General features: G+C 71.6%; 29 protein-coding genes and 4 tRNA genes. 17 read left to right on the top strand and 16 right to left on the bottom strand.

From position 1 onward, the window contains the following. From AB0H84_RS41055 to thrC, 3 genes are all read right to left on the bottom strand, one after another. Entirely contained in the window at positions 1-1,404 is a 1,404-nt protein-coding gene (locus AB0H84_RS41055; RefSeq protein ID WP_357617107.1) for an AMP-binding protein, read from the bottom strand. 7 nt (positions 1,405-1,411) lie between these two features. Further along, a complete protein-coding gene (locus tag AB0H84_RS41050) occupies positions 1,412-2,020 on the bottom strand; it encodes a biotin transporter BioY (RefSeq protein ID WP_357617105.1) in 609 nt (202 codons plus the stop codon). Between the two features lie 104 nt (positions 2,021-2,124). Then, positions 2,125-3,189 (bottom strand): threonine synthase, encoded by a 1,065-nt coding sequence (thrC, locus tag AB0H84_RS41045; RefSeq protein ID WP_357617103.1) that lies wholly within the window; start codon positions 3,187-3,189, stop codon positions 2,125-2,127. Between the two features lie 65 nt (positions 3,190-3,254). On the opposite strand from thrC, the gene AB0H84_RS41040 reads away from it, so the two are divergent. Then, positions 3,255-4,106 (top strand): MurR/RpiR family transcriptional regulator, encoded by an 852-nt coding sequence (locus AB0H84_RS41040; protein ID WP_357617101.1) that lies wholly within the window; start codon positions 3,255-3,257, stop codon positions 4,104-4,106. On the opposite strand, the gene AB0H84_RS41035 is transcribed toward AB0H84_RS41040, so the two are convergent. From AB0H84_RS41035 to AB0H84_RS41020, 4 genes are read right to left on the bottom strand one after another with little or no spacing between them, the layout of a single operon-like run. After that, a complete protein-coding gene (locus AB0H84_RS41035) occupies positions 4,090-4,617 on the bottom strand; it encodes a GNAT family N-acetyltransferase (protein ID WP_357617099.1) in 528 nt (175 codons plus the stop codon). The two genes, AB0H84_RS41040 and AB0H84_RS41035, sit on opposite strands and share 17 nt — an antisense overlap. Before the next feature lie 8 nt (positions 4,618-4,625). After that, positions 4,626-5,192, bottom strand: coding sequence for an XRE family transcriptional regulator (locus AB0H84_RS41030; RefSeq protein WP_357617097.1), 567 nt, complete (start codon positions 5,190-5,192; stop codon positions 4,626-4,628). Between the two features lie 27 nt (positions 5,193-5,219). Then, a complete protein-coding gene (locus AB0H84_RS41025; protein ID WP_357617095.1) occupies positions 5,220-5,507 on the bottom strand; it encodes a DUF6204 family protein in 288 nt (95 codons plus the stop codon). A 5-nt stretch (positions 5,508-5,512) separates the two neighbouring features. Beyond that, positions 5,513-6,151, bottom strand: coding sequence for a helix-turn-helix domain-containing protein (locus tag AB0H84_RS41020; RefSeq protein ID WP_357617093.1), 639 nt, complete (start codon positions 6,149-6,151; stop codon positions 5,513-5,515). Positions 6,152-6,457: 306 nt separating this feature from the next. Between AB0H84_RS41020 and AB0H84_RS41015 the strand changes: the two genes are divergently transcribed. Both AB0H84_RS41015 and AB0H84_RS41010 read left to right on the top strand, forming a co-directional pair. Next, on the top strand, positions 6,458-7,255 hold the full coding sequence (locus AB0H84_RS41015) for a DUF1838 family protein (RefSeq protein ID WP_357617091.1): 798 nt from the start codon (positions 6,458-6,460) through the stop codon (positions 7,253-7,255). Then, positions 7,252-8,259: a nitrilase-related carbon-nitrogen hydrolase gene (locus tag AB0H84_RS41010; RefSeq protein WP_357617089.1), complete on the top strand. Its 1,008-nt coding sequence runs from the start codon at positions 7,252-7,254 to the stop codon at positions 8,257-8,259. The genes AB0H84_RS41015 and AB0H84_RS41010 overlap by 4 nt, the downstream gene beginning before the upstream one ends. Here the strand turns inward: AB0H84_RS41010 and AB0H84_RS41005 are convergent. Continuing rightward, complete coding sequence (locus AB0H84_RS41005; RefSeq protein WP_357617087.1) at positions 8,256-9,245, bottom strand: ABC transporter substrate-binding protein; 990 nt, start codon at positions 9,243-9,245, stop codon at positions 8,256-8,258. The genes AB0H84_RS41010 and AB0H84_RS41005 overlap by 4 nt on opposite strands. A 291-nt stretch (positions 9,246-9,536) precedes the next feature. On the opposite strand from AB0H84_RS41005, the gene AB0H84_RS41000 reads away from it, so the two are divergent. From AB0H84_RS41000 to AB0H84_RS40990, 3 genes are read left to right on the top strand one after another with little or no spacing between them, the layout of a single operon-like run. Then, a complete protein-coding gene (locus AB0H84_RS41000) occupies positions 9,537-12,350 on the top strand; it encodes a nitrate- and nitrite sensing domain-containing protein (protein WP_357617085.1) in 2,814 nt (937 codons plus the stop codon). Continuing rightward, a complete protein-coding gene (locus AB0H84_RS40995; RefSeq protein WP_357617083.1) occupies positions 12,347-12,745 on the top strand; it encodes a roadblock/LC7 domain-containing protein in 399 nt (132 codons plus the stop codon). The genes AB0H84_RS41000 and AB0H84_RS40995 overlap by 4 nt, the downstream gene beginning before the upstream one ends. A gap of 6 nt (positions 12,746-12,751) precedes the next feature. After that, positions 12,752-13,147, top strand: a complete 396-nt coding sequence (locus AB0H84_RS40990) for a DUF742 domain-containing protein (RefSeq protein ID WP_357617081.1) — start codon at positions 12,752-12,754, stop codon at positions 13,145-13,147. 18 nt (positions 13,148-13,165) lie between these two features. On the opposite strand, the gene AB0H84_RS40985 is transcribed toward AB0H84_RS40990, so the two are convergent. Then, a complete protein-coding gene (locus tag AB0H84_RS40985) occupies positions 13,166-13,717 on the bottom strand; it encodes a dihydrofolate reductase family protein (RefSeq protein ID WP_357617265.1) in 552 nt (183 codons plus the stop codon). Positions 13,718-14,109: 392 nt separating this feature from the next. Here AB0H84_RS40985 and AB0H84_RS40980 point away from each other — a divergent pair, with 392 nt between their 5' ends. Further along, the gene (locus AB0H84_RS40980) at positions 14,110-14,862 is read left to right on the top strand and encodes a class I SAM-dependent methyltransferase (protein ID WP_357617079.1); all 753 of its coding nucleotides are present in this window, start codon (positions 14,110-14,112) and stop codon (positions 14,860-14,862) included. Between the two features lie 24 nt (positions 14,863-14,886). On the opposite strand, the gene AB0H84_RS40975 is transcribed toward AB0H84_RS40980, so the two are convergent. The 3 genes from AB0H84_RS40975 to AB0H84_RS40965 are packed head-to-tail and all read right to left on the bottom strand — an operon-like array spanning position 14,887 to position 16,575. Continuing rightward, positions 14,887-15,057 (bottom strand): hypothetical protein, encoded by a 171-nt coding sequence (locus AB0H84_RS40975; RefSeq protein WP_357617077.1) that lies wholly within the window; start codon positions 15,055-15,057, stop codon positions 14,887-14,889. A 2-nt stretch (positions 15,058-15,059) separates the two neighbouring features. After that, positions 15,060-16,154, bottom strand: coding sequence for an adenylyl-sulfate kinase (locus AB0H84_RS40970; protein WP_357617075.1), 1,095 nt, complete (start codon positions 16,152-16,154; stop codon positions 15,060-15,062). A gap of 55 nt (positions 16,155-16,209) precedes the next feature. After that, entirely contained in the window at positions 16,210-16,575 is a 366-nt protein-coding gene (locus AB0H84_RS40965) for a nuclear transport factor 2 family protein (RefSeq protein ID WP_357617073.1), read from the bottom strand. A 92-nt stretch (positions 16,576-16,667) separates the two neighbouring features. On the opposite strand from AB0H84_RS40965, the gene AB0H84_RS40960 reads away from it, so the two are divergent. Beyond that, positions 16,668-17,549, top strand: a complete 882-nt coding sequence (locus AB0H84_RS40960) for a LysR substrate-binding domain-containing protein (protein WP_357617071.1) — start codon at positions 16,668-16,670, stop codon at positions 17,547-17,549. Between the two features lie 93 nt (positions 17,550-17,642). On the opposite strand, the gene AB0H84_RS40955 is transcribed toward AB0H84_RS40960, so the two are convergent. Further along, entirely contained in the window at positions 17,643-18,716 is a 1,074-nt protein-coding gene (locus AB0H84_RS40955) for an NAD(P)/FAD-dependent oxidoreductase (RefSeq protein ID WP_357617069.1), read from the bottom strand. Positions 18,717-18,813: 97 nt separating this feature from the next. On the opposite strand from AB0H84_RS40955, the gene AB0H84_RS40950 reads away from it, so the two are divergent. Further along, on the top strand, positions 18,814-19,539 hold the full coding sequence (locus AB0H84_RS40950) for a TetR/AcrR family transcriptional regulator (RefSeq protein ID WP_357617067.1): 726 nt from the start codon (positions 18,814-18,816) through the stop codon (positions 19,537-19,539). Here the strand turns inward: AB0H84_RS40950 and AB0H84_RS40945 are convergent. Next, the gene (locus AB0H84_RS40945; RefSeq protein WP_357617065.1) at positions 19,523-20,275 is read right to left on the bottom strand and encodes a MerR family transcriptional regulator; all 753 of its coding nucleotides are present in this window, start codon (positions 20,273-20,275) and stop codon (positions 19,523-19,525) included. The two genes, AB0H84_RS40950 and AB0H84_RS40945, sit on opposite strands and share 17 nt — an antisense overlap. Positions 20,276-20,502: 227 nt before the next feature. Between AB0H84_RS40945 and AB0H84_RS40940 the strand changes: the two genes are divergently transcribed. From AB0H84_RS40940 to AB0H84_RS40920, 5 genes are all read left to right on the top strand, one after another. Continuing rightward, positions 20,503-20,573 (top strand) — tRNA-Ala (locus tag AB0H84_RS40940). A gap of 19 nt (positions 20,574-20,592) precedes the next feature. Then, positions 20,593-20,665 (top strand) — tRNA-Glu (locus AB0H84_RS40935). A gap of 17 nt (positions 20,666-20,682) precedes the next feature. Beyond that, positions 20,683-20,757, top strand: a tRNA-Arg gene (locus AB0H84_RS40930). Positions 20,758-20,827: 70 nt separating this feature from the next. Next, positions 20,828-20,898 (top strand) — tRNA-Cys (locus AB0H84_RS40925). 230 nt (positions 20,899-21,128) lie between these two features. Then, on the top strand, positions 21,129-21,950 hold the full coding sequence (locus AB0H84_RS40920; protein ID WP_357617063.1) for a nitroreductase/quinone reductase family protein: 822 nt from the start codon (positions 21,129-21,131) through the stop codon (positions 21,948-21,950). A 29-nt stretch (positions 21,951-21,979) separates the two neighbouring features. On the opposite strand, the gene AB0H84_RS40915 is transcribed toward AB0H84_RS40920, so the two are convergent. Then, positions 21,980-22,678, bottom strand: a complete 699-nt coding sequence (locus AB0H84_RS40915) for a response regulator transcription factor (RefSeq protein ID WP_357617061.1) — start codon at positions 22,676-22,678, stop codon at positions 21,980-21,982. Next, on the bottom strand, positions 22,675-23,931 hold the full coding sequence (locus tag AB0H84_RS40910; protein WP_357617059.1) for a sensor histidine kinase: 1,257 nt from the start codon (positions 23,929-23,931) through the stop codon (positions 22,675-22,677). Before AB0H84_RS40910 ends, AB0H84_RS40915 begins: the two co-directional genes overlap by 4 nt. A gap of 272 nt (positions 23,932-24,203) precedes the next feature. Here AB0H84_RS40910 and AB0H84_RS40905 point away from each other — a divergent pair, with 272 nt between their 5' ends. The 3 genes from AB0H84_RS40905 to AB0H84_RS40895 form a co-directional block, all read left to right on the top strand. Continuing rightward, positions 24,204-24,605, top strand: coding sequence for a DUF6223 family protein (locus AB0H84_RS40905; RefSeq protein WP_357617057.1), 402 nt, complete (start codon positions 24,204-24,206; stop codon positions 24,603-24,605). 108 nt (positions 24,606-24,713) lie between these two features. Next, entirely contained in the window at positions 24,714-25,412 is a 699-nt protein-coding gene (locus tag AB0H84_RS40900; RefSeq protein ID WP_357617055.1) for a sulfotransferase family protein, read from the top strand. Between the two features lie 189 nt (positions 25,413-25,601). Then, the coding region (locus tag AB0H84_RS40895) for a DUF6223 family protein (RefSeq protein WP_357617053.1) at positions 25,602-25,889 on the top strand (288 nt) is incomplete at its 3' end.

Below are 25,889 nucleotides of genomic sequence, written 5' to 3'. Positions count from 1 at the left end.
TCAGGTCAGCCGCCGGATGTCCGGGTCGCCGTCCGCCAGGCGGGCCGCCACCAGGGCGCGCGCGGGCTTGCCCGCCTGGGTGCGCGGCAGGCTCGGCACCGCGTACCAGCGGCGCGGCCGCTGCGCCGCGTCCAGGCCGCCCCTGGCCATCGCCTCCAGCAGGGCACGCGGCGGTGGCGGCGTGGCGCGTTCGGCCTCGATGACCGCCGTGACGACGGAGCCCAGTGCCGGGTGCGGCGAGCCGATCACCACGATGTCTCCCACACCGGGCACCTTCCTGAGCACCTCTTCCACGTCCTCGGGCACGACGGTGGCGCCGCCGGTCTGGATCGCGCCGTCACCCCGGCCGCGCACCCGCAGCACCTCTCCTGCCCGGTACGGCTCCGCCACGTCACCCACGCTCACCCAACCGTCACCGTCACGCCGGAGCGGCCCGGCGGCGTCACCCAGGTAGCCGTCGGCCAGCCAGGGCGAGCGCACCCACACCTCACCGAGAGAGCCGGCGCGTGCGGGCCGGACCTCGGTACCGGGAGAGCCGGCAGGTGCGGGCCTGACCTCGATCTCCACGCCCGGAAAAGGGCGCAGCCCACCCCCGTCGGCGTCCACCGCCACGAAGGACAGCTCACTGGCCCCGTAGTAGGACACAACACGAACCCCCGCCCGAGCGGCCGCCGCACGCGTGTCCGGGTCGAGGGCCGCGCCGCCCACCACCGCGGTTCGCAACGTCCCCGGGTGCGCCAGCACGTCGGGCAGCCGGTGCGGCACCAGGTGCACGACAGTGGCCCTGGCCGGCAGGTCACCCGGTGTTCTGGCGGGCCAGCGGCCCGGCAGGAGGGCCGTCGCGCCCGTGGCCAGGGTGTGCACGGCGGCGAAGGCGTACAAGCTGGACACCAGCGGGCCCGGGATCAGGACGACGTCGTCGGGGCGGATTCCGGCGAGGTCGCTGAGGTGCGGGAACGACGCCGTCCAGGACGCGCGGGAGCGCACGACGGCACGCGGCCTGCCGGTGCTGCCCGAGGTGAAGCCGGCCCACGCCCGATCGCCGGGCCGCGGCTCGTGCCGTACGGCTGGACCCGCCACGTACGGCAGCGGCGCGTCCACGTGAACGCCGGGGCCTGCGGGGGTGACGCGCGACCACCGCTCCCGGTCCCACGCGGGATCGCCCACCAGCGGCGTCGCGCCCGCCAGGTCCGCCGCGAGCGCGGCGACGAGCACCTCGACCGGGTCCGTGAGGCCGATCGCGACCAGCCTGCCCGGCCCGATGCCGAGGCCGATCAGGTGGCGGGCGGCGCCGTGGATCCGTTCGGCGAGCCGGGCGTAGGTGAGCTCCCCGGCGGGGCCGCACACCGCCAGGCGCGAAGGGCGCTCGGCGGCGTGCCGCATCACATGCTGTGCGACCGGCATCGGGGGGTCAGTGCCCCCCGCCGGTACGCAGCCGCTCCTGATGCACGGCGGGCACCGCGTCCGGGTACGCCCGCTGCGTGCCCCGGGCCACGACCGACGCGAAGACCGCCTTGACCAGGTCGCCGGGCAGGAACTGGATGCTCAGCAGCGCCGCCCGGCCCAAGGGCATGCCGGTGAGCGCGGCCTGAACGGGGATGCCGAACAGGTAGACCACGCCGACACCGCCCACCAGGCACGCCACCACCAAGGGGACGATGCCCGGGTTGCGGCCCGCGCGTTCGACGAGCCAGCCGGTCACCGCCGCGCCGGGGAGCCAGCCGATCAGGAACCCGGCCGACGGCCCGGCGAACACGCCCAGCCCCCCGCGCCCGCCGGCCAGCAGCGGCAGGCCCGCGGCGACCAGGACGAGCAGCACCGCGACCGCCAGCGCGGCCCGCCACGTGCCGAGAATCGCGCCCGCCAGCATCACACCGAACGTCTGGAGCGTGATCGGGACCGCGTTGCCGAAGAGGTTCAGCGAGCCCGGCAGGCCGAGCACCGCGATCAGCGCCGCGAACACGGCCACCCGCGCCAGGTCGCCCGTGGGGAACCCGCGCCGCTTGGATGCATCCTTCATGACGTCGATCCCACACCAGAACACCCTGCTTCAGGCATGGTGGTATCCCACAACTTTCCGGTCGTTCATCTGCGAACGACCGATACCGATCCCACAACCGGCCCTCAAGCGGCCAGGCGCAGGGCCCGGGCCACGTCGGAGGTGGACGAGGAGGTCTCCGTCGAGGTGTAGCCGTCGCGCAGGGAGGCGTCCAGGTCCTTCAGCCCGTTGCCGCTCAGCGTGATCACGATCCGCAGCCCCGGCTCCAGCGCCCCTCGCGCGTGCCGGTCGAGCAGGCCCGCGACGCCCGCCGCCGAGGCGGGCTCGGCGAAGACGCCGTCGCGGCGGGCCAGCAGCCGGTACGCCGCGAAGATCTGCTCGTCGGTCACCGCCGCGATCAGGCCGCCGGACTCGTCGCGGGCGGCGAGGGCGCCGTCCCAGGTGGCCGGGTTGCCGACGCGGATCGCGGTGGCGTCCGTACGCGGGTCGGCCACGGGCGTGCCGTGGACGAGCGGGGCCGCCCCCGCCGCCTGGAACCCCCACATGCGCGGCAGCCGCCCCGCCAGGCCCGCGCCGTGGTAGTTGCGGTAGCCGCCCCAGGTGGCGGTGATGTTGCCGCCGTTGCCCACCGGCAGGCAGTGCACGTCGGGGGCGTCGCCGAGGGCGTCCACGATCTCGTAGGCGACGGTGCGCTGCCCGGCCAGGCGCAGCTCGTTGCCGACCGAGTTGACCAGCGCGATCGGGTGGTGCGCGGCCAGTTCGCGGGCCACGCGCATGCAGTCGTCGAAGTTGCCGTCGATCTCGACGATCTCGGCGCCGTACCGTACGGCCTGGCCCAGCTTGCCGAGCGCGATCCGCCCCTTGGGGACCAGCACGGCGGCCGTCACCCCGGCGCGGGCGGCGTAGGCGGCGGCCGAGGCGCTGGTGTTGCCGGTGGAGGCGCAGATGACGGCCTGCGCGCCCGCTTCGGCCGCCCGGCTGATCGCCACCGTCATGCCGCGGTCCTTGAACGAGCCCGTCGGGTTGGCGCCCTCGACCTTCAGCCAGACCTCGCAGCCGGTGAGCTCCGACAGGTACGCCGAGCGCAGGAGCGGGGTGTTGCCCTCGTTGAGCGAGACGGACGGGGTGTCGGCGGTGACCGGCAGCCAGCGCCGGTAGTCGCTGTCGATCAGACCATGCCAGGTTCTCATGGTCCGAACCGTAACACTCGTTTCATGTCTCCTGGCAACAGGGAAACGATGTAACATTTGTCATTGTGGGGAACGATCCGGTGGCCGACCGCCTCAGCGCCGTCTATCCCGAGCTGCCGCCCGGAGAGCGGGCGATCGTGCGGGTGCTGCTCGACGACTATCCGTTCGCGGCGCTGGGCTCGCTGCGGGCGCTGGCCGAGCGCGCCGGGGTGAGCCCGCCCACGGCGTCGCGGCTCTTCGACCGCCTGGGCTACGCCGGATTCGCCGACTTCCAGACCGCGGTGCGCGACGGGGCGCGGGACCGGTCGCGGCTGCTGGAGTTCGTCACGGGATCGCCCGGCGCGGCCGAGAGCTCCGCGTCCGGCGGGGAGGCCCCCGAGTTGGGGCGGGCCGCCGAGGACCTGCGCAAGGGGCTGGACGGCACGCTCGCCGCCGCCACCGGCCCGCTGCTCGAAGCGGCGGCGGCGCTGCTCGCGGAGGCCGGGGCCGTGTGGGCGCTGGGCGGGCCGCTGAGCGAGCTGGCCGCCGAATACCTGATCCGCCAGCTCGCCAGCCTGCGCCCCGGCGCGCACCGGGTGCCCGACTCCGCGCAGGCCAGGGCCCGTACCGTGCTGGACCTGAGCGGCTCGGACGTGGTGGTGGCCTACGACTTCCGGCGATACTCGCCGGACATCGCCCGTTTCGTGCGGGCGGCACGCGCTCGGGGGGCGCGGCTGCTGCTCGTCACCGACGCGTGGGAGTCGCCGCTGTCGGCAGAGGCGGAGGTGCTGATCAGGCTGCCGCGCGAGGCCGCCGGGCCGATCGCGCCGCTCGCGCACGAGATCGCCGTCACCGAGCTGCTGCTCGTCGCCGCCGCCGCGCGGCTGGCGCCCGCCCGGCGCCTGGCCGACCTCGAGGCGCTCAGGCAGACGCTCTGAGCCGCTTGTAGAAGAAGCTGCAGTCCTGGAGCGTCCCGTCCGGCGATCCGGCGTACTCGGGGACGATGCCGTAGCGGGTCCAGCCGCCGGTGAGATAGACGTTCTCGGCCAGGCTGCCCGTCTCGGTGTCCAGGAGCAGCAGGTCGGCGCCGGCATCCAAGGCGGCCTGCTCGGCCGTGGCCAGCAGGGCACGCGACAGGCCGCGGCCGCGTGCGTCGCGGTGGACCATGAGCTTGACGATCTCGGCGCGGTGGCGGGCGTTCGGCTTTTGTGCCAGGGCGAGGCTGATGGTGCCGGTGACGACGCCTTCGTCGCGGCTCGTCCAGACCAGGAGACCGCCCTCGGCCACCGCCGGAGCCTGCGCACGCCACCAGGCGGCGGCCTCCTCGTGGCCGAACGGCGCCAGGAAACCCACGGAGGCGCCGCTGTCCACGGCGTCGACCAGGAGTTCGGCCAGGTCCTTGACGGAGGCGTCGAACTCGTCGGCGGTCAGGCGTTCGATGGTGTGCATGGGGTTCCTTACGGGAGGACGACCAGGATGGCGTAGCGGGCCGGGGACGGGCCCGGGCAGCGGAAGCGGGAGGCGCCCCACAGCCGGAAGCGCAGGCAGTCGCCCGCCTCGACGGTGTGCGTGTGGCCGTTCGCGGTGATCTCCACCGCCCCCTCCAGCACCCAGATGTGCTGCTCCAGCCCGGGCACCGGCGGCGCGTCGTAGGAGATGTCCGCTCCTGGCCGGAGCGTCGCCTCCACGACCTCGCCGCGCAGTCCGGGATGCGGCGGCGACACCGAGCGCCGGACGAACCCCGACTCCTCGTCGGTGAAGACCGGCTGCGCCCCGGCCCGTACGACCTCCGGCGGTTCGGCCTCCACCTCGGCCAGGAGCCGTGACATCGTCCGCTCGTAGACGCTGCACAACTTGCCGAGCAGGGCGGCGGTCGGGCTGATCTCCCCCCGCTCCAGCCGCGACAGCGTCGATCGGCTGATGCCCGACCGGCTCGCCAGCTCCTCCAGCGACCAGCCGCGCTCGAGTCGCAGCTCCGCGAGCCGCCCGGCGAGCCGGGCCGCCACTCCCTCAGCGTGTCTCACATCAGGGAATCTATCCCATATGCGGGATCAGCGCCGACGTCGCACCTTGATGTCGCGCATGTCCGTCACCGCGAGCTTCAGGATCTCGTGCGGATGGCCGTGCGCCTCCAGGGCGGCCATCGCGCCCAGCGCCGCCTCGTCCTCGCCGTCGTCCGGCTCGGCCGGCACCTGGCACCGGAAGGTGAACGCCGTAACCCCTTCGTCATGGGTGAACGTCCCGGCCTCGGTGTAGGCGGCGCCGCTCGCGGCCAGCACGGCGGCCCGTCCGGCCTCGTCGAGCTCCTTGAACTTGCCCCTGATCGTCACCCTGAACACACCACTCACTCCTCTCGTACGGCATAGGCCAGCACCTGCTCGCCCAGCACGCCTTCCACGACATCAAGCAACTCCAGGACCGCCGCGGCGATCGCGTCGGGCCGCTCCCCGGTCGCCGTACGCCGGCCGATCTCGGCATAGATCAGGGCGTGCAGGCACCCGATGTGCCAGGCCATCAGCCTGGGCAAGGGGTCGTCCCCGGCCGCGCCGGTCTCGGCGGCCAGCTCCACGGCCAGCGCCTCGGTCATCTGGTGACCGAGGTCCTGCAGCCGGGCGGCCAGCGTGGGAGCGGCCCGCATCATCTCCAGCACCGGCCCGAAGCCCGGTGTCAGGCCGACGCTGCGCTCGCGCCCGCGCACCTCCTCGCGCAGCCGGGCCAGCACCGCGGCGGCCGCCGACTGGCCCGGCGGCCGCCGCCGTACGATGCCGGCCAGCCGATCCGGCGAGGCCTCGTCCGGCGGCAGGACGAGATCCTCCTTGGCCGCGAAGTAGTTGTAGACGGTGTTCACCGAGACCTCTGCGGCCTCGGCCACCTCCGCGATCGTGACGTTGTCGAAGCCGCGCTCCACGAACAGCCCCACGGCCACGTCCGAGATGCGCTGCCTGGTCTGCCGCTTCTTCCGCTCCCGCAGCCCTTCGGTCATACTTGGAGTCTACTGTAATTTTCAAGTGGACTGCAGTTTCCTGGAGCGCGGTGGACAGCGCCGCCCGGCACATGATCACAATGGGCTCGCCCAGTCCGCCTCACAGGCCGGAGCGCGCCCATGGTCAAGCGCAAAGTCATCAGATCCCTGGCTCTCGCCGTCCTCTTCCTGAGCGTGAGCGCCCCGGGAGCCGCGGCGGACGATGAAAGCATTAATCCGACATTTCCTGGACCGGTCTACAAAACCGTCACCGACCGAAGCGGCCTTCTCTCGCTCCAAACTTTTGGCCGCCCCGACGGCAAGGATATGGTTTTCCGGATCTCGGGCAGCGTGTACGCGAACGTCGAAGGCAACAGCCTCGACCCGGCCATACGGCACGGCCAGAAACTCTTCAACATCGAGGGCTACAACATCAGGCGCCTCTACCGCGTGCCGGACACGACCCAGCTCTACCAGCTCTCCCGCGAGATCGTGTTCTACACCGACCCGGCCGACCCCACCCGGATCCTCCGGGAATGGAAGAACCCGATCGACCAGAGGACCTATCCGGTCATTCCCATCAACAACGACACGGTGAACTTCGGCCCGTTCAACGTCACCTCCTCCTACACCGGCCCGCCCCTGCGCACGATGCATGATGAGACCGTGTGGACCAGCGACATCGGCGTGCGCGCCGACTTCGGCACCGCGCTCGGCGAGCGGTTCGGGCTCGTGGGCGGCGTGTACGCGGCGCAGGAGATGTTCGACTTCTCCGTCGACGACCGCGAGGCGGCCGTCAGGACCGTCCCGGGCACCGTTCCCCACGGCGCGATGAAGACGAAGATCAGCTGGGCGCGGACGAGCCCGTGGGCGCCGTTCATGTGCCTGGCGGAGAGCGAGGTGCGCGGCCAGCTCACCTACCACGCCCGCAGCTGGTCGCTGAACTCCTACGCCGAGATCGAGCCGTGGCTGCGCGCCGAGGTCGAGGCGGAGCACCCGCTCTACAAGAGCGCCCCCAGCGCGCCCGGCGCCAGCGAGAACTCCTGGAGCTCCTTCTACGCCAAGCAGCTCGGCAAGGGCGCCACCACCTGGGCCGCGTGGTGCGCGGCCAACGGGCGCCCGTGACCGCGTACACGGCTCTGGCGCTCCAGATGGAGACCAGGGCCGTCAACGCCGCGCCTGATCCGCGCGCCGCCATCCGCGCCGCCATCGACCGGATCGGCGAGCAGGTCGGCGGCAGCAAGGCCTGGCTCGGCCGCGACCTGCGCCTGGTGGTGCTGCCCGAGTACGTCATGACCGGGTTCCCGATGCGCGAGAGCCTCGTCGAGTGGCGTGACAAGGCCGCGCTCGACCCGGACGGCCCCGAGTACGAGGCGCTGGCCGCGATCGCCGTCCGGCACGAGGTGTTCCTGTGCGTGAACGCCTACGAGCGCGACGAGCACTTCCCCGAGCTGTACTTCCAGGCCTCGGTCATCCTCTCCCCGCGAGGGGAGGCGGTGCTGCGGTATCGCAGGCTGCACTCGATGTTCACGCCGAGCCCGTACGACGTATGGGAGCGCTACCTGGAGGTCTACGGCATCGACGGCGTGCTGCCGGTGGCCCGTACCGAGATCGGCAACCTGGCCGCGCTCGCCTCGGAGGAGATCCTCATGCCGGAGCTGGCCCGCGCGCTGGCCCTGCGCGGCGCCGAGGTCTTCTGCCACCCCACCTCCGAGGCCTCCTCGCCCGAGCTGACCCCGAAGGCGATCGCCCGCCGCGCCCGCGCCGCCGAGAACCTCGCCTACGTGGTCTCGGCCAACAGCGGCGGCCTGCGCGGCATCGCGATCCCCGGCGACTCCACCAACGGCGGCTCGGAAGTGCTCGACCACCAGGGGCGGGTGCTCGCCCGGGCGGGCGCGGGCGAGTCCCTGGTGGCCGCCGCCGACCTGGACGTGGACGCGCTGCGCCGGCTGCGGCGGCGGCCCGGCATGGGAAACCTGCTGAGCCGGGTGAAGACCGGGCTGTGGGCCGAGGAGTACGCCAGGCACGACGGGGAGCGGGCGGACGGCCTGGCGCAGGGCGGGCGCGAGCGATCGTGGTTCACGACCCGGCAGGCAGAGACGATTCGGCGCCTGTACGGCTCCGGCTAGCCCGCCGGCTGCCCGGGTTCGGGCACCACCATGGAGGCCACGTCCACCTTCGACTTCAGGTAGCCGAACTCGTACATCAGGTCGGCCACCCGCTGGATGCGCCTGGCGCTGAGCGAGGTCGGGAAGGTGCCCATCGCCATGGTCATCACCGCCTGCTTCGGCGTCTGCGTGTAGAGCGGGACGACCTCGGCCAGCTCGGCGCGGTTGGTCGCGGCCAGCCGCTGCGCCCTGGTGACCGCCCGCTGGAAGGCGGCCGTGGTGTTCGGGTGCCTGGCCACCCATGCGTCCGTGGCGGCCAGGCCGTCGATCGGCAGCGCGTCGGTGGGCCCGGTGTTGGTGTCGAGCAGCAGCCGGGCGCCGGCCTGCTGGGCGGCCGACAGGAACGGCTCCACCATCCACGCCGCGTCCACCTGCCCGCTCGTGAGCGCGGCCAGCTGGGCCTGGAAGTCGATGGCGACGAACTTCACCTGCTTCGGCGTCACCTCGTGCGCCTTCAGATGCGCGCTCATCGACATCGTGCCCAGGTTGTTGAGCGAGTTGACCGCGATCGTCCGGCCCTTGAGGTCTCGGGGCGTCTGCAGCGGGGAGTCCTTGCGTACCACGACGCCCGCGATGCCGGGCGCGGCCTGCAGGCTGTCTGAAATGATCTTCATTCTGGCGGCGCCGCTGTCCTGGATGTTGATCAGCGAGACGTAGCTGCCCTTGAAGATGTCGATGCTGCCGTTGAGGATCTTCGGCATGACCGCCTGCGGCGCCTGGATGATCTCCGTCTTGATGGTCAGGCCCTCGGCCTTGAAGAACCCCTTGCGGTCGGCGATGAACACCGGGGCGGAGGAGGGCGTGGGACTGACGCCGATGGTCAGCGTGCTCTTCTCCAGGCTTCCCTGCGGGGCCGGGCCGGCCACGGAGCCGGTGCCGCCGCACGCGGCGACGGTGGCGACGGCCAGGAACGCCAGGAACGCGCGTAAAACAGAGCCGGATTCCATTCGGTTTCTCCTTGGCAGGTCACGCATCCGAAAGGCCGCGCTCAACGCCCTGACAAGCGAGAACCGATGGCAGTCACGCGGACAGTCGATGATCGTACAGCAGAGTTTGCGGTAATTGCTATGAAATGTTCGTGGGTGAGATTCGGGGTCAATCAGCCATTCCAAGGGGAGTCACGTGCTTTGTAAGGTTGGCCTAGCTCGTCGGCGTGTGCTCAAATTGCTCGTCGTCTCCGGGCGCGCATCACGCGCCCCGCAGGGCGGCGCGCATTCAGGCGAAAGAGTGGGGAGCCAGTGACGAAGGAACCGACCGCGCCCGGCCCCCGCCCTCGATTAGCACGCCCCCGCAGGCGGCGGCTGCGGGACTGGCGGGTGCGCGCGCGCCTGGTCGCGCTGATCGTCATCCCCACCGCGGTGGGCGTCGTGGTCGGCGCGCAGCAGGTCATCACCTCGTGGGCCGCCGCCGGCCGGTACCAGAACGTGCTGGACAAGGCCGAGCTCGGCGACTCCATCATCGAGCTGACCCACCGGCTCGCCCACGAACGCGACCTCGCGGTGCACTACATCGCCGCCGGCCGCACGCCCGAGCGCTCGGAGCCGCTGCGCGCCGAGTTCGACCCCGTCGACCAGGCCGCCGCCGCCGTCCGCGCGAAGGCCCGGGCGATCACCCCCGACCACGGCGAGGGCGCCTGCGCCATCACCCAGCAGATGCTCAGCCGCCTGCCGGAGATCGCCGCGACCCGCGACACCGTGCTGAAGACCCAGCTGCTCGCGCTGCCCGCGCTGACGAAGTACTCCCAGATCATCAACGCCTTCGACCAGTTCCACGACCAGATCGGCCAGGGCGGCGATCAGGAGGCCCTGGCCAACCGCGTCCGGGCGCTGTCGGCCCTGGCCAAGGCGCACGACGCCGCCTCGCAGCAACGCGGCCTGCTCGCGGCGGTGGCCACCGTGGGCCGCTTCCAGAGCGGCGAGCTCGACCGGTTCATGGCCGCCCGCGCGCAGCAGGAGAGCGAGGTCGCCGTGTTCCGGTCGGTGGCCACGCTGGAGGAGCTGCAGACATACGACGACACCGTCACCGGCACGCTCGTGGACCGCGCCGAGGTGATCAGGCTGCGCGCGCTGGCCCAGGTCACCGAGGGCGGCGGCATCGACATCGAGCCGGAGGGCGACGACGACGCCGACCGCTGGTTCGAGGCGATCAGCGGCACCGTCGACGGCATGTGGACGGTGCAGCGGCGCCTCGGCGAGTCGATCATCGTGCAGAGCCGCACGCTGCAGGACACCGCGCGCCACGAGGCGCTCCTGGCCGCGACGTACAGCCTCCTGCTGCTGCTCGCGGTCCTGATCGCCACCACCATCATGGCCAGGTCGCTGGTGCGGCCCCTGCGCAGGCTGCGCACGGAGGCGCTGCACATCGCCGGCGTCCGCCTGCCCAGGACCGTGCGCACGCTGCGCGAGACCGGAGACGCCTCCACCGTGCCCATCGTCCCCATCGGGGTCGACTCACTGGACGAGGTCGGCGAGGTCGCCCGGGCCTTCGACGAGGTCCACCGCCAGGCCGTCCGGCTGGCCGGCGAGGAGTCCAGGCTGCGTGCCGACGTCAACGCCATGTTCGTCAGCCTGTCCAGGCGCAGCCAGACCCTGGTGCAGCGGCAGATCAAGCTCATCGACGGGCTGGAGCGGGGCGAGCGGGACGAGCGCCGCCTGGCCAGCCTGTTCACACTGGACCACCTGGCCACACGCATGCGGCGCAACAACGAGAACCTGCTGCTCCTGGCCGGACAGGCGCCTCCCCGGCGGTGGAACCGGCCGGTCAGCGTGGCCGACGTCGTACGCGCGTGCCTGTCAGAGGTGGAGAACTACGAACGGGTCCAGGCCAGGATCACCACCCGCGGCGCCGTCTCCGGGCAGGCGGTCAACGACATCATCCACCTGCTGGCCGAGCTGGTGGAGAACGCGCTGTCGTTCTCACCGCAGAACACCCAGGTCGTGGTCGCCGCGGACGCCGTCGCTGATGGCGGCGGCGTCATGCTGACCATCACCGACACCGGCATCGGCATGGTCCCCGACGAGCTCGCGCAGGCCAACGAGCGCCTGTCCCGCGCGCCCACGGTGGACATCTCGGTCTCCCGCCGCATGGGCCTGTTCGTGGTCGCCCGGCTGGCCCACCGCCACGGCGTGCGCGTGCGGCTGAGCCGGAACGAGGTCAGGGGCATGACCGCGACGGTGTTCCTGCCGGAGGCGCTGCTGGAGCCGCCCGCCTACCCGACGCCGGGCGCGCCCTCGTCCTTCGACCGGCCGCTTCCCGGCTCCTGGGACGCTCAGCCGCCCCGCCAGCGCACCCCGGACATGGCCGACTGGCCGTCGTTCGCGACCGATTCCGAATCGGGGACGGGCTGGTACGACACCTTCGACACGCCCGCCGCCAGGGCGCGGTTCGACCTCCTGCGAGGCGGCATCCCCACCCCTGACGCCGCTTTCCGCGGCCCGACCGCCAACGGCTCGGGCTCGGGTGGCCACGTCGGCGCCGGCCCTGGCCCGTCCTGGATCGCCGACGGCTCCGGACCGGATGGCCATGTCGGCCCCGGCGCGTCGTGGATCGCCGACGGCTCGGACCCGGGCGGCCACGTCGGCCCCGGCGCGTCCTTTTCCAGCAGAGCGAACCGCTTGGCGGCCATGCCCGGCGACCCGCTCTCCGGCCCTCTGGACGGCCCGGCCGCCGGGTCCGCCGACGGCGGCTACCTGCCGATCTTCGCCGCGGTGGAGTCGGCCTGGTTCAACCGCGACAGATCCGACAGCGGCTGGGGCTCGCCCCAGGCCGACGCCGGGTGGAGCGCCGCCGAGGCCGCCGCCACCCCGGCCAACGACGGCACCACCGCCTCCGGCCTGCCCAAACGCGTGCCCAAGGCCAACCTGGTGCCCGGCAGCGCCGACACCCCCTCGGTGCCCAAGGGCGTCGCCCCCATCCCGCGGGTCACCCCCGAGGAGGTCCGCGACCGCATGGCCGGCTACCAGCGCGGTTTCCGAGCCGCACGCGACGAGATCAGCATGCGCAGCATCCCTCCCTTCACATCAGGGAGCACGTCCCGCGAGGAAGGCCCATGATCCGCAGCAACAACCTCGACTGGTTGATCACCGACTTCGTCCGCTCCGTTCCCGGTGTGGCGCACGCCGCCGTCGTCTCCTCCGACGGGCTGCCCCTGGCCGTCTCGGCCGGCTTTCCCCCCGAGCGGGCCAACCAGCTGGCCGCCGTCGCGTCGGGGCTGGCCAGCCTGACGCAGGGGGCGTCCTCACTGTTCGGGGGCGGCGCGGTCGTCCAGACCGCCGTTGAGATGCAGCGCGGGCTCATGCTGAACGTGTCCATCAGCGACGGGTCCTGCCTGGCCGTGCTGGCCGCCCCGGACTGCGACATGGGCGTGGTGGCGTACCAGATGACGCTCCTGGCCGACCGGGCCGGGCAGGTGCTCACCCCGGCGCTGCGCTCCCGGCAGATCAGGTGAGCGCGCATGACCGACCCCCGATCGGGCGGCGGCTGGCGGCCGCCGCCCGGCCCCGACGAGCAGGACCTGGAGTCGCCCGTCCGGCCCTACGCGGTGACCGGCGGGCGCACCACGCCGCGCATCGAGCTGGCGATGGAGGCCCTGGTCTGCTCCGCTGACGCCCCGCCGCACGCCTTCGCCCTCATCACCCCCGAGTACGCCGCCATCAGCGAGCTGTGCCGGCAGGTCCGCTCGGTGGCGGAGGTGGCGGCGGTGCTGCGGATCCCGCTCGGCGTCGCCCGCGTGCTCATCGCCGACATGGCGGCCGAGGGGCTCCTGCGGCTGCACCAGCCACGGCTGCGCGGCGGCCGCCCGGACCCCGGCCTGCTGGAACGGGTGCTCAGCGGCCTGCAACGGCTCTGAGCCCGCTGGCCGACCGGCTCAGCGACGGACGCGGTAGCGGATGTGGGTGGCCTCCGGCGTGTCCAGCACCCGGACGATCTCCAACTCGATCTCCAAAGGCAAGATGTCGAACATCCGACGGCCACGACCGAGCAGCACAGGGATCAGATGGATCTGCGCCTCGTCAAGCACCCCTGCCTCGAGCGCCCGTTGCGCGGTGTACGCACCACGCACCTGCACGTCCCGGCCCCCAGCGGCAGCCTTCGCCTGCGCCATCGCGCTTTCGATCCCGTCGGTCACGTACGTCACCATCGGATAGCCCCAACGGGCGGCGGGGCCCGGCGGCCGGTGACTGGGGACGAAGATCGGGAGACCGTTGTGGTCACCGCCCCAGTGATCCATGAGCTCGGCGGTCCGCCGTCCGGCGAGGACCGCACCGGCCTCGTTCCATTCGTCCTGGAATTGCTTGACCGGTCCGGCTGGCCGGCCGGACTCCCCGTCCGCATCGGCCCACTTGTGCAACCGCTCGCCATCGTCGCCGCCGAGGAAGTCGTCGGGATCGGCGATGAACCCGTCGAGTGACATCGACATGTCGAGCACTGAGATAGACACTTCGACCTCCAGCGGTCTCAGTCCGAACCGGTCACTTGCTGTAGACCCGGCATGGCGGCATTGCTCATCGGCCAGCCGAACCCACCGTCAGCCCGTATGGACGCGTCGCGGTAAGGACGAAGCGCCGCAGGAAGCTGATTTTTGGCCTACGGAAAAGCGCCAGACAAGGGCGTTGACCGGACATTCCCCCGTCGGGAAGCCAAGAGCATGTCAAAGGGCCGTGGCCCGGCGGAGCCTGGACAGGCTACTCCGTCCGGAGCGGAGGTTGGCGCGGATGACGGTAGAGCTGTTGTCGCGGCTGTGGCGCACCCGCTTGAATCAGCAGGCCACCACGGCCAACTGCGGATGAGTCGGAAAGGAAGAGGCTCTTGATGAGTGAAGCGTTCTACTCGCACGCGAGGCTGTACGACCTGATGTTCCCGGGCGGCGGTCCCGCGGTCGACTTCTACCGGGCAGCCGCCGATCGGCAAGGCGGGCGCGTGTTGGAGCTCGGGTGCGGCACCGGGCACAAGCTGATCCCCATCGCGTCCGACGGGCATCCGTGCGTCGGCCTGGACTTCTCGTCGGACATGCTGGCTGAGGCTCAGCGAAAGGCGAATGAGCATGGTGTGGCGGTGGAATGGACGCAGGGCGACATGCGGGCCTTCGATCTGGGCCGCACATTCGACTTCGTGTTCATCACGGCCAATTCCCTGCTGCATCTGCATGAGGCTGAGGATTTGGTGAGCTGCTTTCGCTCGGTCCGGAGACACCTGGCGCCCGGAGCACGGTTCGTCTTCGATGTGTTCAACCCGAGCGTGCGCCTGCTTGCCGAAGCCGATGGCGTGCGGCGCACCCGGGAGTCGTTGTCGTTCATGGATCCTGACCGTGGCAACGTCAGCGTCGATGTCGCCGAGATCTACGATGCGCCCGCGCAAGTCACACGCGGGACGTGGCACCTCTCGACTGACTCCGAGCCCGACTTCGTCGTCGCACCGCTCGAAATCAGGAGCATCTTCCCGCAGGAGCTGCCGCTGCTCCTCTCGCTCGGCGGTCTTCGGCTCGTCGAGCGCATGGGCGACTGGTCCGGCCGGCCATTTGCCGTGGACACGCCGCTTCAACTCTGCATCTGCGAGTCTGCGTGATCGAAGGCGAGAGCACGGTCTCGGTCACGCAGAACTCGCCCTGGCGAACGACACCCGCTCCCCGGACGGCACCTCCAGCAGATCCGCCAGATACACCGGCAGCATCGGATCCGCCCGCCACGCCGCCTTCGCCACCGTGGCGTGCAGCCGCCGCTCCGCGGCCTGCCGCACCGTAGCGACCTGCCGGGCCAGCACAGCTAGGGACGGTGAGGCCAGGCGGCGAGGACTTCGTCGGCCAACTCCCCCGGCGTCCGGCCGTCGGTCTCGACGCGGAGGTCGCCCGCGCCGGCCTGCTCCAGCGCCTCAGCCTCGCGTGCCGCCTCCTCGGCGACCCGCCGCAGGGCAGCCGCATCCAGGCCCTTCAGCTCGTCCCCCGGTATCGCCGGCCCGCCTCCCCTGCCGCGCAGCTCGACCCGCTCGGCCAGCGTGCCCGGTCCCGCGTGCAGGCGGCAGACCGTCAGCGCCGCTCCCGGCAGCAGTCCGGCGTAGTCCCGAACCGTGTCGTCGCGGTCGGCGTCGCCCGAGACGATCACGCACCGGACCCCGTCGGCGCGGTATCCGGCCCACAGGGCGGCGAGGTTGCGGGCCCTGAGCCGGTGATGGTCACGGCCGGACGTGCCCGGGCGCAGCACCCCGATCTGCTTGAGATCGACATAAGCCGCCGGTACGCCGCCGCGGAGCACCCGGGTGAAGACCTCGTACGCGACCGTGGACTTGCCGGCCGCGGTCGCGCCGGAGAACCACAGCACGGGCACCGAAGGCGCGGCGGCCGCCGCGGGCGGCCATCCCCCGGCCCGCTCGAGGACCGTCCTGGCCACCTCGGGCACGGAGAGACCGCCGGTGTCCACACACAGGTCGGCGAAGTCCGTACGGTCCAGCGCCTCGGCGTCCGCCACGGCCTGCTCCACCATCTCCGGCATCCAGCCCCGGCCGAGAAAGCGCTCCTTGAGCTCGGGAGGGTCGACCCGGAGCCGGCACAGTGTCAGTGCGGCGTCCGTGAGCAGGCCGGTGTAGTGGCGCACCTCGTCGGCGGTGTTGACGTAGCTCGCCAGCACCACGCACTGCGCGCCTTCCCGGCGGAAGTTGGGCCACATCGCGGCGAGGTTCCTGGCGCGGACGGGATGGGTGCCGCCGTTCGGGAGCGGGTGGAGCATGGCAATCTGGTCGCCGTCCACGAACGCCGTCCTGACGCCGCTCCGGCTGAGCTGCGCGAACACCTCCCAGCCGACCGACGACTTGCCGACGCCCGACGGCCCGCAGAGCCACAGCAGGGGCAGGCGATCATCGCTCACCCGCGCGACCCTAGCGGCCACCGTCCCGCGCCGCGACCCTATTTCCGGCGGGCGGTCAGCCGGCGGGCGGGACGAACTCGGGCTGGTCGATGATGCGGAGCCAGCTCCCGTCCGGCTGACGCCGTACGACCTGCGCCCGCGCGCCGGTCCCGTCCTTGGGCGGCGTCGAGGTGAGCGCGATGTCACCGAAGACCAGCGTCGGCAGCGGCTCCTCCGGCTCGAAGTGCGGCCGCCCGGCCAGCACCTTCTCCCACAGCTCGCGGATCGCCTCCCGGCCCACCGTCTGGCTGCCGGGCGGGTAGGCCAGCACCGCGTCCTCGTGGTAGAGCGCGGCGACCCCGGCCGCGTCACCGGCGTTGGACCGCTCGACGAACAGGCGCGTGATGTCCTCGGGCCGCATGGCCTTGGCGTACTCCGTCATGATTCCTCCTCAGTCGTTCGCTGGGTCCAGCCTGCCGCCGCCTCAGTCAGAAGTCCAACAGATGGTTCTCATAGAAGCTAGAATTGGCAGTCATGGAACTGAGGCAGCTGGAGTACTTCGTCGCGGTCGCCGAGGAGCAGAACTTCACGCGGGCCGCCGAGCGGGTGCACATCAGCCAGTCCGGCGTCAGCGCGCAGATCCGCCAGCTGGAGCGCGAGCTGGGGGCCGAGCTGTTCGACCGGTCGGGGCGCACTGCCACGCTGACGGTCGCGGGCAAGGCGGCGCTCGAGCACGCCAGGGCCGCGCTGGCCGCCGCGGGCGCGGTCGGCGAGGCGGTGGGCGAGGTGAGCGACCTGATCCGGGGGCGGCTGGCGATCGGGATGGTGATCGGGTGCACGATCACGCCGCTGTTCGAGGCGCTCGCCGCCTTCCACCGGGCGCATCCCGGGGTGGAGATCAGCCTGCTGGAGGGGAACTCCGACCGCCTCGTCGAAGGGGTCCGCGCCGGCACGCTCGACCTGGCCCTCGTCGGCACCGCCACCGCCGTTCACGAGGGACTGGAGGCGCTCACGATCATCAGCGAGCGTCTCGTCGTGGCCGTCCCGCCCGACCACCCCCTGGCCGCGCTCCCCCAGGTCACCTTGACCGACCTGAGCACGTACCCGATCGTGTGCATGCCGCCCGGCACCGGGCTGCGCGCCGTCTTCGACCAGGCGTGCGCCGCGCAGGGCGTCCGGCCCGTGATCGCCCTGCAGGCCAGCGCCGCCGACGCCATCGCCGACCTCGCCGCCCGCGGCGTCGCCGTCGGCATCCTCAGCGCCTCGATGACCGACCGGCACGCCGACCGCCTCACCGCCCGCACCATCGCCGACGTCGAAAGCCCCGCCCTGGTCGCGCTGGTGTGGCGGGCCGGGCACCGCCCTGCCGTACGCGAGCTGCTCGCGCACGCGCGCCGGGCCTTCGCGCTCCGTTGAGCGGCCGTGGCGCGCACGCGCGCCGGATCTTCGCGCTCCGTTGAGCGGCCGTGGCGCCATGGGGCCGCCGCGGCGCGGGCGGTCCGGGAACCACTACATCGAGTCGTAAAGGCGCAGCGCCCCCTTGACGCCTTCGGGTGAGTAGAGGGCCGCCAGGCCGTCCGTGGTGAACCGGGCCCAGCGCGTCGCGCGGGGCAGCATGGCACTCTCGTAAGCGCGTACCGCCTCGTCGAGGTCGGTCGCGGCGGCGAGGGCCTCGGCCAGTTCGGCGCCCTCGAGCATGGCGAGGTTGGCGCCCACGCCGAGCGGCGGCATCAGGTGTGCCGCGTCGCCCAGCAGGGTGATGCCGGGGGTGTGCTCCCAGGTATGGCCGACGGGCAGGCTGAACAGGGAGCGCATCACGAACTCCTCATCGGCGTGCCGCAAGAGGTCGCGCAGGCTCTCCGCCCACCCGTCGAACAACGCCAGCACCTCCGAGACCGCCAGGTCCTGCGGGCCGCGGAAACTGGCGTACACGCGGATGCGGCCGTTGCTGTTGCGCTGCGCGACCAGGGCCCTGTTCGCGCCGTACGCGGCGAAGGAGCCGTTGCCGACCAGGCGCGCCTGCTCGGGATGGCGCGCCTCGTCGAAGCCGGTCTCCACGAAGGTGACGCCGGTGTAGGCGGGCACGTCCTTCGACAGGCACGGACGTACCCGGGACCAGGCTCCGTCGGCGCCCACGATCAGGTCGAAGTCCTCGCCGGTGCCGTCGGGGAAGAGCACGCGGCCCTCTCGGGTGACCGCGTCCACGGGACGGCCCCAGCGGACGGTGCCCTCGGCGAGCGAGTCGATGAGCAGGCCGCGCAGCTGGCCCCGGTCGATCTCCGGCCGGCTCTCGTCGCCGTCGGCGGGCTCCTCGTGGCGCAGCATGGTGCCGGTCTCGTCGAAGATCCGCTGCTCCTGCCCCTCCGGGCGGGCCAGGGCGCGGAACCGGTCGAGCAGGCCGGCCTTCTCGAGCGCGATCTGTCCCGAGGTGGAGTGCATGTCGAGGGTGCCGCCCTGGGAGCGGGCGTCCGGGGACGGCTCGCGTTCGTAGACGGTGACGGGGAGCCCGTGGATCTGCAGGACCCGGGCGAGAGTGAGGCCGCCGAGCCCGGCTCCGACCACGGCGATGCGGGGAGAGGCCATGAGGCACCTTCCTTCGATACAGTGTATTGAGAAATACACTGTATCAGTATGGACGTCGTATCATCGAGCTGCAGGTTCTACCGGAAGGCGCGATGGAATGACGGCACCACAGGAGCCGATGCTCGTCTGGGAGCGGCCCGAGCCGCCGAGCCGGCCGGCGCCCAGTCCGCTAAGCAGGGAGCGGATCGTCCGCGCGGCCATCGACCTCGCCGACCGCGACGGCCTCGACGCGGTCTCCCTACGCAAGGTCGCCGCCGCGCTCGACGCGGGCCCGATGCGCCTGTACGGCTACCTGTCCACCAAGGAAGAGCTGCTGGACCTGATGGTGGACGAGGTCTACGGCGAGATCGTCCCCTCCGGATCCGCCGGACCCGCCGGACCCTCCGGAGACGACTGGCGGGCGGCGCTGACGGAGCTCGCGCGCCGCACCAGGGAGGCCGCCCTGCGCCACGAGTGGTTCGCCGACCTGCTGGGCAGCCGGCCGCGCCTCGGGCCCAACGCGCTGGCGTACCTCGAAGCCTCCCTGGCCTGCCTGGGCGACACCGCGGTCGGGACCGTGGTCCGGGTCGTCAGCACCGTGAACGCGTACGTGCTGGGCGCGGTGCGCCGCGAGGTCACCGAGCTGCGGGCCGAGCGGGCGACCGGCATGGACGAGCAGGCGTATCAGGCCGCCAGGGGGCCCTATCTCGCGCGGATGCTGGCCACCGGCCGCTACCCCGCGGTGGCCAGGTTCGTCGAGGGCGAAGACGTCGATCCCGACTTCGACGAGGGTCTGGAGTACGTGCTCGACGGAGTCGCCCCGCTCGTCAGCGGCGGGCGATGAGGCGCATCGCCTGGCGTACGACCTCGGCCTGGGCGGGAGCGAGCCCGTCGAGGAACGGCTCCATCATCCCGGGCTCCCAGTCGGGCAGGCCCGCGTGCGCCAGCAGGTGCTCCGCGCTGTAGTCGGCGAGCATCGCCGCCAGCGGCGCCACCTTGGGATCGTCCGGCGAGGCGTCGGCCAGCTCGTCGAGCCGCTGGTAGAACTCGTGCCCGCGCGCCGCCACCTCCGGATCGGCGGCCAGCGAGCCGAACATCGTGAACGCCCGCTCCCGATCGGTCTCCTTCGCCATGCTCTCCATCAGCACCAGCAGGTCACGGTCCCAGGCCGCCGCCTTCGAGGCAGGCAGGTCCACCGCGCGCAGGAGCGCCACCAGCTCGGGCGAGGCCGTCTCGTCCGGGCCCAGCGTTCCGCTCCTGGCCCCCTCGAGCACCTCGGCCAGACGGGCACGGCGCAGCCGGATCTCGTGCTCCTGCCTGGCCAGATCCGCGTCGAGCTCGGCGAGGATCTCGGGCAGCGCCCTGGAGCGGTCGTCCGCGATCACGTCGCGCGCCTCTTCCAGGCTCAGCCCGAGCTCGACGAGGCGGCGGACGCGGGCCAGGGCGACGGCGTCGCGCATGCCGTACTCGCGGTAGCCGTTCACCCGCCGCGGCGGCTCCGGCAGGATGCCCTGCTGGTGGTAGTAGCGCACGGTACGCGTGGACACCCCGAGCAGCGCGGCGAGCTCTCCGATTCGCATACTTCCGCACCATAAATCATTGGCGTTCGCCGAGCCCCACCGGTTACCGTCGGAGTACGCCGGATGAACGAAAGGAAAGGGACCCGCCATGCGATTCGCAGCCGAACGCGCCTGCTGCCGCCGCGCGGCGGCGCTCGCCCGAAAGGCTTCTGGATAACTCTCGCGCACGAGCATCCAGAGGCCGCCGGTCACGCACCGGGCGGCCTTTTTCTTTCGAGCTTCTCCCCGGGCTGATGGTGAAAAGGCATCACACCTGCCTTGCAAGCAGGAGTTCAGGTTTCGAGATCCTGTCGGTCCACGTCAGAGCAGATCCCAAGGCCCCGTTGGTCCAGCGGTCAGGACGCCCGGCTTTCACCCGGGAAATCGCCGGTTCGAGTCCGGTACGGGGTACGAACTGTTTATCTCATGGCCCTATAGCTCAATGGAGAGAGCGCCGGCCTACGAAGCCGGGTCCGTTGCAGGTTCGAATCCTGCTGGGGCCGCTGCCGATGTGGCGGTTCGACGCCGCCCTCGCGCACTTCCGCCTCGACCTGACGGGGGCCGGGGCGGCTTGGCGCAGTTCGCCGGTTGCGGAGGCGGGATTGCAAATCCCGCTCGTGCGAGTTCGACTCTCGCCTGCGTCTCTCCGTCCCTCGGGTTGACATCTTTCCCGGGCTCCGCGTGTAATAGCCGTCGCGTCGCGTGACGCCGGCCCGGAGGACGGCGGCGGCATGGAGGCGCCGTATCAAGGGGGATGACGCCGTGACTTCTCACATCACCGGGCCTGCCTGAGCGCAGCCGGCCTGCCGCGCTTTTCCCGCGCGAGGGCTCTCACGTCATCGACATCCATCCCGCCTTGGAGCGAAAAACACGCATGCCCATTGACTTCAACCAGCAGATCATCGACGAATTCCGGGCCAACCGCGGCCAGGTCGGCGGCCCGTTCGAGGGAGCCAGGCTGCTCCTGCTGACGACCGTCGGAGCGAAGACCGGCAAGCCTCACACCACGCCGCTCGGTTACCTGCCCGACCGCGACCGCATCCTGATCATCGCCTCCGCCGGCGGCTCGCCCCGGCACCCGGCCTGGTACCACAATCTCGTCGCGAACCCGCAGGTCACCGTGGAGGACGGCGTCTTCACCTACCAGGCGAAGGCGGTCGTGCTGGAGGGCGACGAACGCGAGCGGATGTTCGCCCGCGCCGTCGAGTCCGACCCCGGATGGGGCCGCTACCAGGAGACCTCCGGCCGGACCCTGCCCGTGGTGGCGCTCATCCCGGCCTACGGCCCGCCGACCGGCCCCCTGGGCGACGTGCTCAAGCAGATCCACGACGCCTTCCGCAGGGACCTGGCCCGCATCCGCTCGGAGGTCGCCGCGTCGGGACCGCGCCTGGGCGCGCAGCTGCGCGTCAACTGCCTGACCGTCTGCCACAACCTGCACGAGCACCACTCGCGCGAGGACGGGCACATGATCCCGACGCTGGAGGAGCGCTATCCGGAGCTCGCCCCCGTCATGGCGCGGCTGCGTGCCGAGCACGAGGCCGTCCAGCAACTGCTCGGCCAGCTCCAGACCCTCCTCGCCGCCGACGACACGGACCCCGTCATGCTCCTGGACGAGGTCAACCGCCTCACCCGGGAGGTCGAGGCGCATCTGGACTACGAGGAGGAGTACCTCGTACCCCTGCTGAACCAGGGCTGAGCCCGGCTCCGGGCGCGAACGCCGCGTGCCTACATCGCAGGGCTGACCAGTCCTGTCTGGTAAGCGATGACGACCAGTTGCGCACGGTCGCGCGCACCCAGTTTCGCCATCGCGCGGCTTACATGGGTGCGCGCGGTGGCCGGGCTGAGAAACAGCTCGGCACCGATCTCGTGGTTGCTCAGGCCCTGCCCGACCAGGGCCAGGACTTCGCGCTCGCGGTCGGTCAGGACCGCGAGCCGGTCCTCCGCGGCCCGCGCGGCTGTTCGTCGCGCGGTGAGCTGGCCGATGAGGCGTCGAGTGATCCGCGGCGCGAGCAGCGCCTCTCCGGCGGCGACCACCCGGATGGCATGCAGGAGCTCGGCCGGCCCGGCGTCTTTGAGCAGGAAGCCGCTGGCTCCGGCCTGCAAGGCGTCGAAGACGTACTCGTCGGTGTCGTAGGTGGTGAGGATGAGGACCCGGACCTGCTCCAACCCGCGTGTCTCGGCGATCCGGGCGGTGGCTTGAATCCCGTCCACCTTGGGCATGCGGATGTCCATCAGCACGACGTCAGGGCGGGTGGCGCGGGCCCGTTCGACGGCTTCGGCGCCGTTGGTGGCCTCCCCCACCACCGTGATGTCCTCCTCGAGGTCGAGCAGGACCTTGAACCCCGATCGCACGAGACCCTCGTCATCGGCGAGCAACACCTTGATCGGAGCGTTGGTCAACGGGGAGGCGGCCGCCGCGTTCACAGGCGCGACCCGGTCGGGGCGAGGGGCAGCCTTGCCCTGACCTCGAACCCGCCACCCGGGGTCGGCCCGGCGTCGAGTTCTCCGCCCAGCAGTTGACAGCGCTCGCGCATGCCGACGATCCCGCGGCCGGGCTTGGCCGAGTTGCCCGTGCCGCTCGGATGCCGGGCCGGTAGGCGCGGATTGTCGGAGTCATGACCTGGGGCGGCAAGGCGGCCCTCATCGGTCACGCGGATCTCCAAGGCCTCGACCCCGGGGTGCAACGCAACCGTCACCCGAGTCGGTCCGACGTGGCGGACGACGTTGGTGATCGATTCCTGAACGATTCGGTAGGCGGCACTTCCCACCGCGCTGGGGACCGGCGCCGCCGGCGAGCTCTCCTCGAGCTTGATGTCGAGTCCCGCCTCGCGTGCCTTCGCGGCCAGCCCGTCGACCTGTCCCAGTCCGGGGTACGGCACCCGCCCCTCGCTGTCGTCACCGTCGTCGTCACGCAGCACCCCGAGGATGGCCCGCATCTCCCGCAGCGCCCGGGAACTGGTCTGCTCGATAACGCGCAGCGCCTCGCGCGCCACTTCCGGCCGCTTGTCGAGCACGTGTGCGGTGACACCGGACTGGACGTTGATGATCGCTATGGCGTGCGCGACGGTGTCGTGGACCTCGCGCGCGATCCGGAGCCGTTCGGCGTCGACCCGCGCCCGCGCCTCCTCCTCACGGGTGCGTTCAGCCAGCTCAGCGCGCTGCTGAGCTTCTGCCGCGATGACCTGCCGGGACCGGACGGACTCGCCGAGGGCGGCGCTCATGACGGACGCGCCGATCCGGAAGAACACCCAGCCGATGGCGGCGCGTGGCTCGATGTCGGCCGCGGCGACCAGCCAGACGACGGCCAGCACCGAGGTGCCCACGCCGGCGATCACCAGCGAGCGGCGCCCGTCGCCGTAGGCGGCCAGGGTGTACAGGGCGACGAAGAGCCCGAGCCAGCCGGGCCCGTCCGGGAAGTCGAGGCCGTAGTAGACCAAGCTGGCGAGCGCGGCGGTGACGAACACCGGCAGCGGCCACCGGCGGCGGACGGCGACGACCACACCACTCAGGATCAGCAGGACATAGCCCAGGTTTCCGAGGTCGGTGAGGGGACGCTGTACCACCTCATCGGCGTTGCGGACGATCGTGCCCTGAACCTGCATCACGGTGATGAAGAGCGCGAGCAACACATCCTGCGCCGGCGCGGGCAGGCGCCTCGACAGGGCGCGGTGTTTCATGCCGCGATCCTACGGGTCGCGCGCGCGAGAACACTCCGCCCAGACGCGCGACCGCCTACGACGACGGGCGTACCGAGGCATGAGTCGTCTACGCGAAACTGCGTAGGCGCTGCCGTCCGCTGCCGGAGGCCGCGGCCGCCTCGACGGCGCGACGATCGATCCCGTGCACCCCTTCCAGGCGCTCACTCGTCACCGGTACCTCGACCTGCACAGGCCGAGTCACCGCGCTGCACACGCTGCCGACGCCCGCCATTCGACCGAAAGGATCCTCAATGTCAGCCCTGTTGGTGCTTGCCGCACAGGCGGCCTCGCCAGTCTGTACGACGCCGACAGAATGCGCGGGCCAAGGGGTCGACACCTTCCTCGGGACCCCCGCGCGGATCTGGGCCAGCGTGGCCGCACTGGTGGCGCTGGGCGGCGTGGTCATCGGCTGGCTGGCGCTCCGCTCCGTCCGTCGTAGCGGCGACGGCGGGAAGGGGGCAGCCATCGTGGCTGTGGTGGTGGGGCTGATCGGCGGGCTCAACGGCGCGGTCAAACTGGCTGTCGCCGACGGCGGCCTCGGCACCGGCAACGGAGTGTTCGGGGCGGCCCTGGCCCTGGCGCTTGGGCTGGCCGGTGCGGTCCTCGGCGGACTGGCCCTGGACCGCGCCCGCCGTACCCGGCCGAGCGGCTGACCGCAGCTTGGCTGCCCTACCAATCCGATACCTATGCCAAGGCCGTGGTCAACGTCTGCCGAAAGGCGAACACCGCGGCCGCAACAGCAGGAGGCTGACGTGTTACACGTGATCGGCGCGGGATTCCCGCGCACCGGAACCAGATCGATGAAGGCCGCGCTGGAAAGGCTGGGATTCGGTCCCTGCTACCACATGGCCGAGATCGGGGGCAATCCCGACCACGTCGACCGGTGGGTGCCCGCCGCCTCCGGCCTGCCGCTGGACTGGGAGAGCGTGCTCAACGGCTACCGATCCACCCAGGACTGGCCGGCCAGTTTCTTCTGGCGCGAGCAGGCAGAGACCTATCCGGACGCGAAGGTCGTCCTGACCGTCCGCGATCCGCATCGCTGGTATCTCAGCATGCAAGCTCTGATCGCCACCCGCCGGGACCTGCCGCCTGACCTGCCTGAAGCGGGGGCCGCGGTACTCAGGACGATGGAGAGGCTCCGCCCGGTTCTCGATCTCATCGGAGAGTCGACCTTCGGTGACACCTGGGACTTCCAGCGCGGCATGCCCGACGAAGACATCGCGGTGGCGGCATTCCACCGTCACGTGGCCGTTGTCCAGGAGAGCCTGCCCGCGGATCGCCTTCTGGTGTTCGACGTCCGCGAGGGCTGGGAGCCGCTCTGCCGGTTCCTGGGCGTCGAGGCTCCCGCCGGCGAGCCGTTTCCGCGCCTCAACGACTCCGAGACGATGCAGCGCGCGCTGCAACGACTGTTGACCGATGGCAGCATCGACTCGGCTCTCATTTCTGGCACGCACGACTGAACGGCATCACCGTGCCTTTTCGCAGGGCCGTCCTGCGGAAAGGCACGGAGGTCGTCTTCGCCCCTGCCAAGGCGATCCCGTGAAATCCCTCCCAGGCGCTCGCGCTCGTCAGCGGCACCTCGGCCGGCACAGGCGGTCCGCCTCGCTCCACACGCTGTCGACGCCCGTCATTCGACCGAAAGGTTCCTCATGTCCATCCGCCACTTGCTAGCCACCGCCGCATCGGCCCCGCTCGCAATCGTGGGGCTCGCCACACCGGCGGCCGCGCAGGTCTTGGTCCAGCCCGTCGGTGCTTACACCATGACCGCCGGGCGTCTCTGGTCCTTGGTGGCTGCGGTGCTGGGGCTGGCCGGCATCGTCGTCGGCGGGCTGGCTCTGGCCCGCTCCACCGGCCGCATCGGCTCCACCGGCCGCATCGGCTCCACCGGCCGCATCGGCTCCACCGGCCGCATCGGCTCCACCGGCCGCATCGGCTCC

The sequence above is a fragment of the Nonomuraea sp. NPDC050786 genome (genome assembly GCF_040654115.1).
Lineage (GTDB): Bacteria > Actinomycetota > Actinomycetes > Streptosporangiales > Streptosporangiaceae > Nonomuraea.
This window is presented reverse-complemented; position numbering and strand designations above follow the sequence as displayed.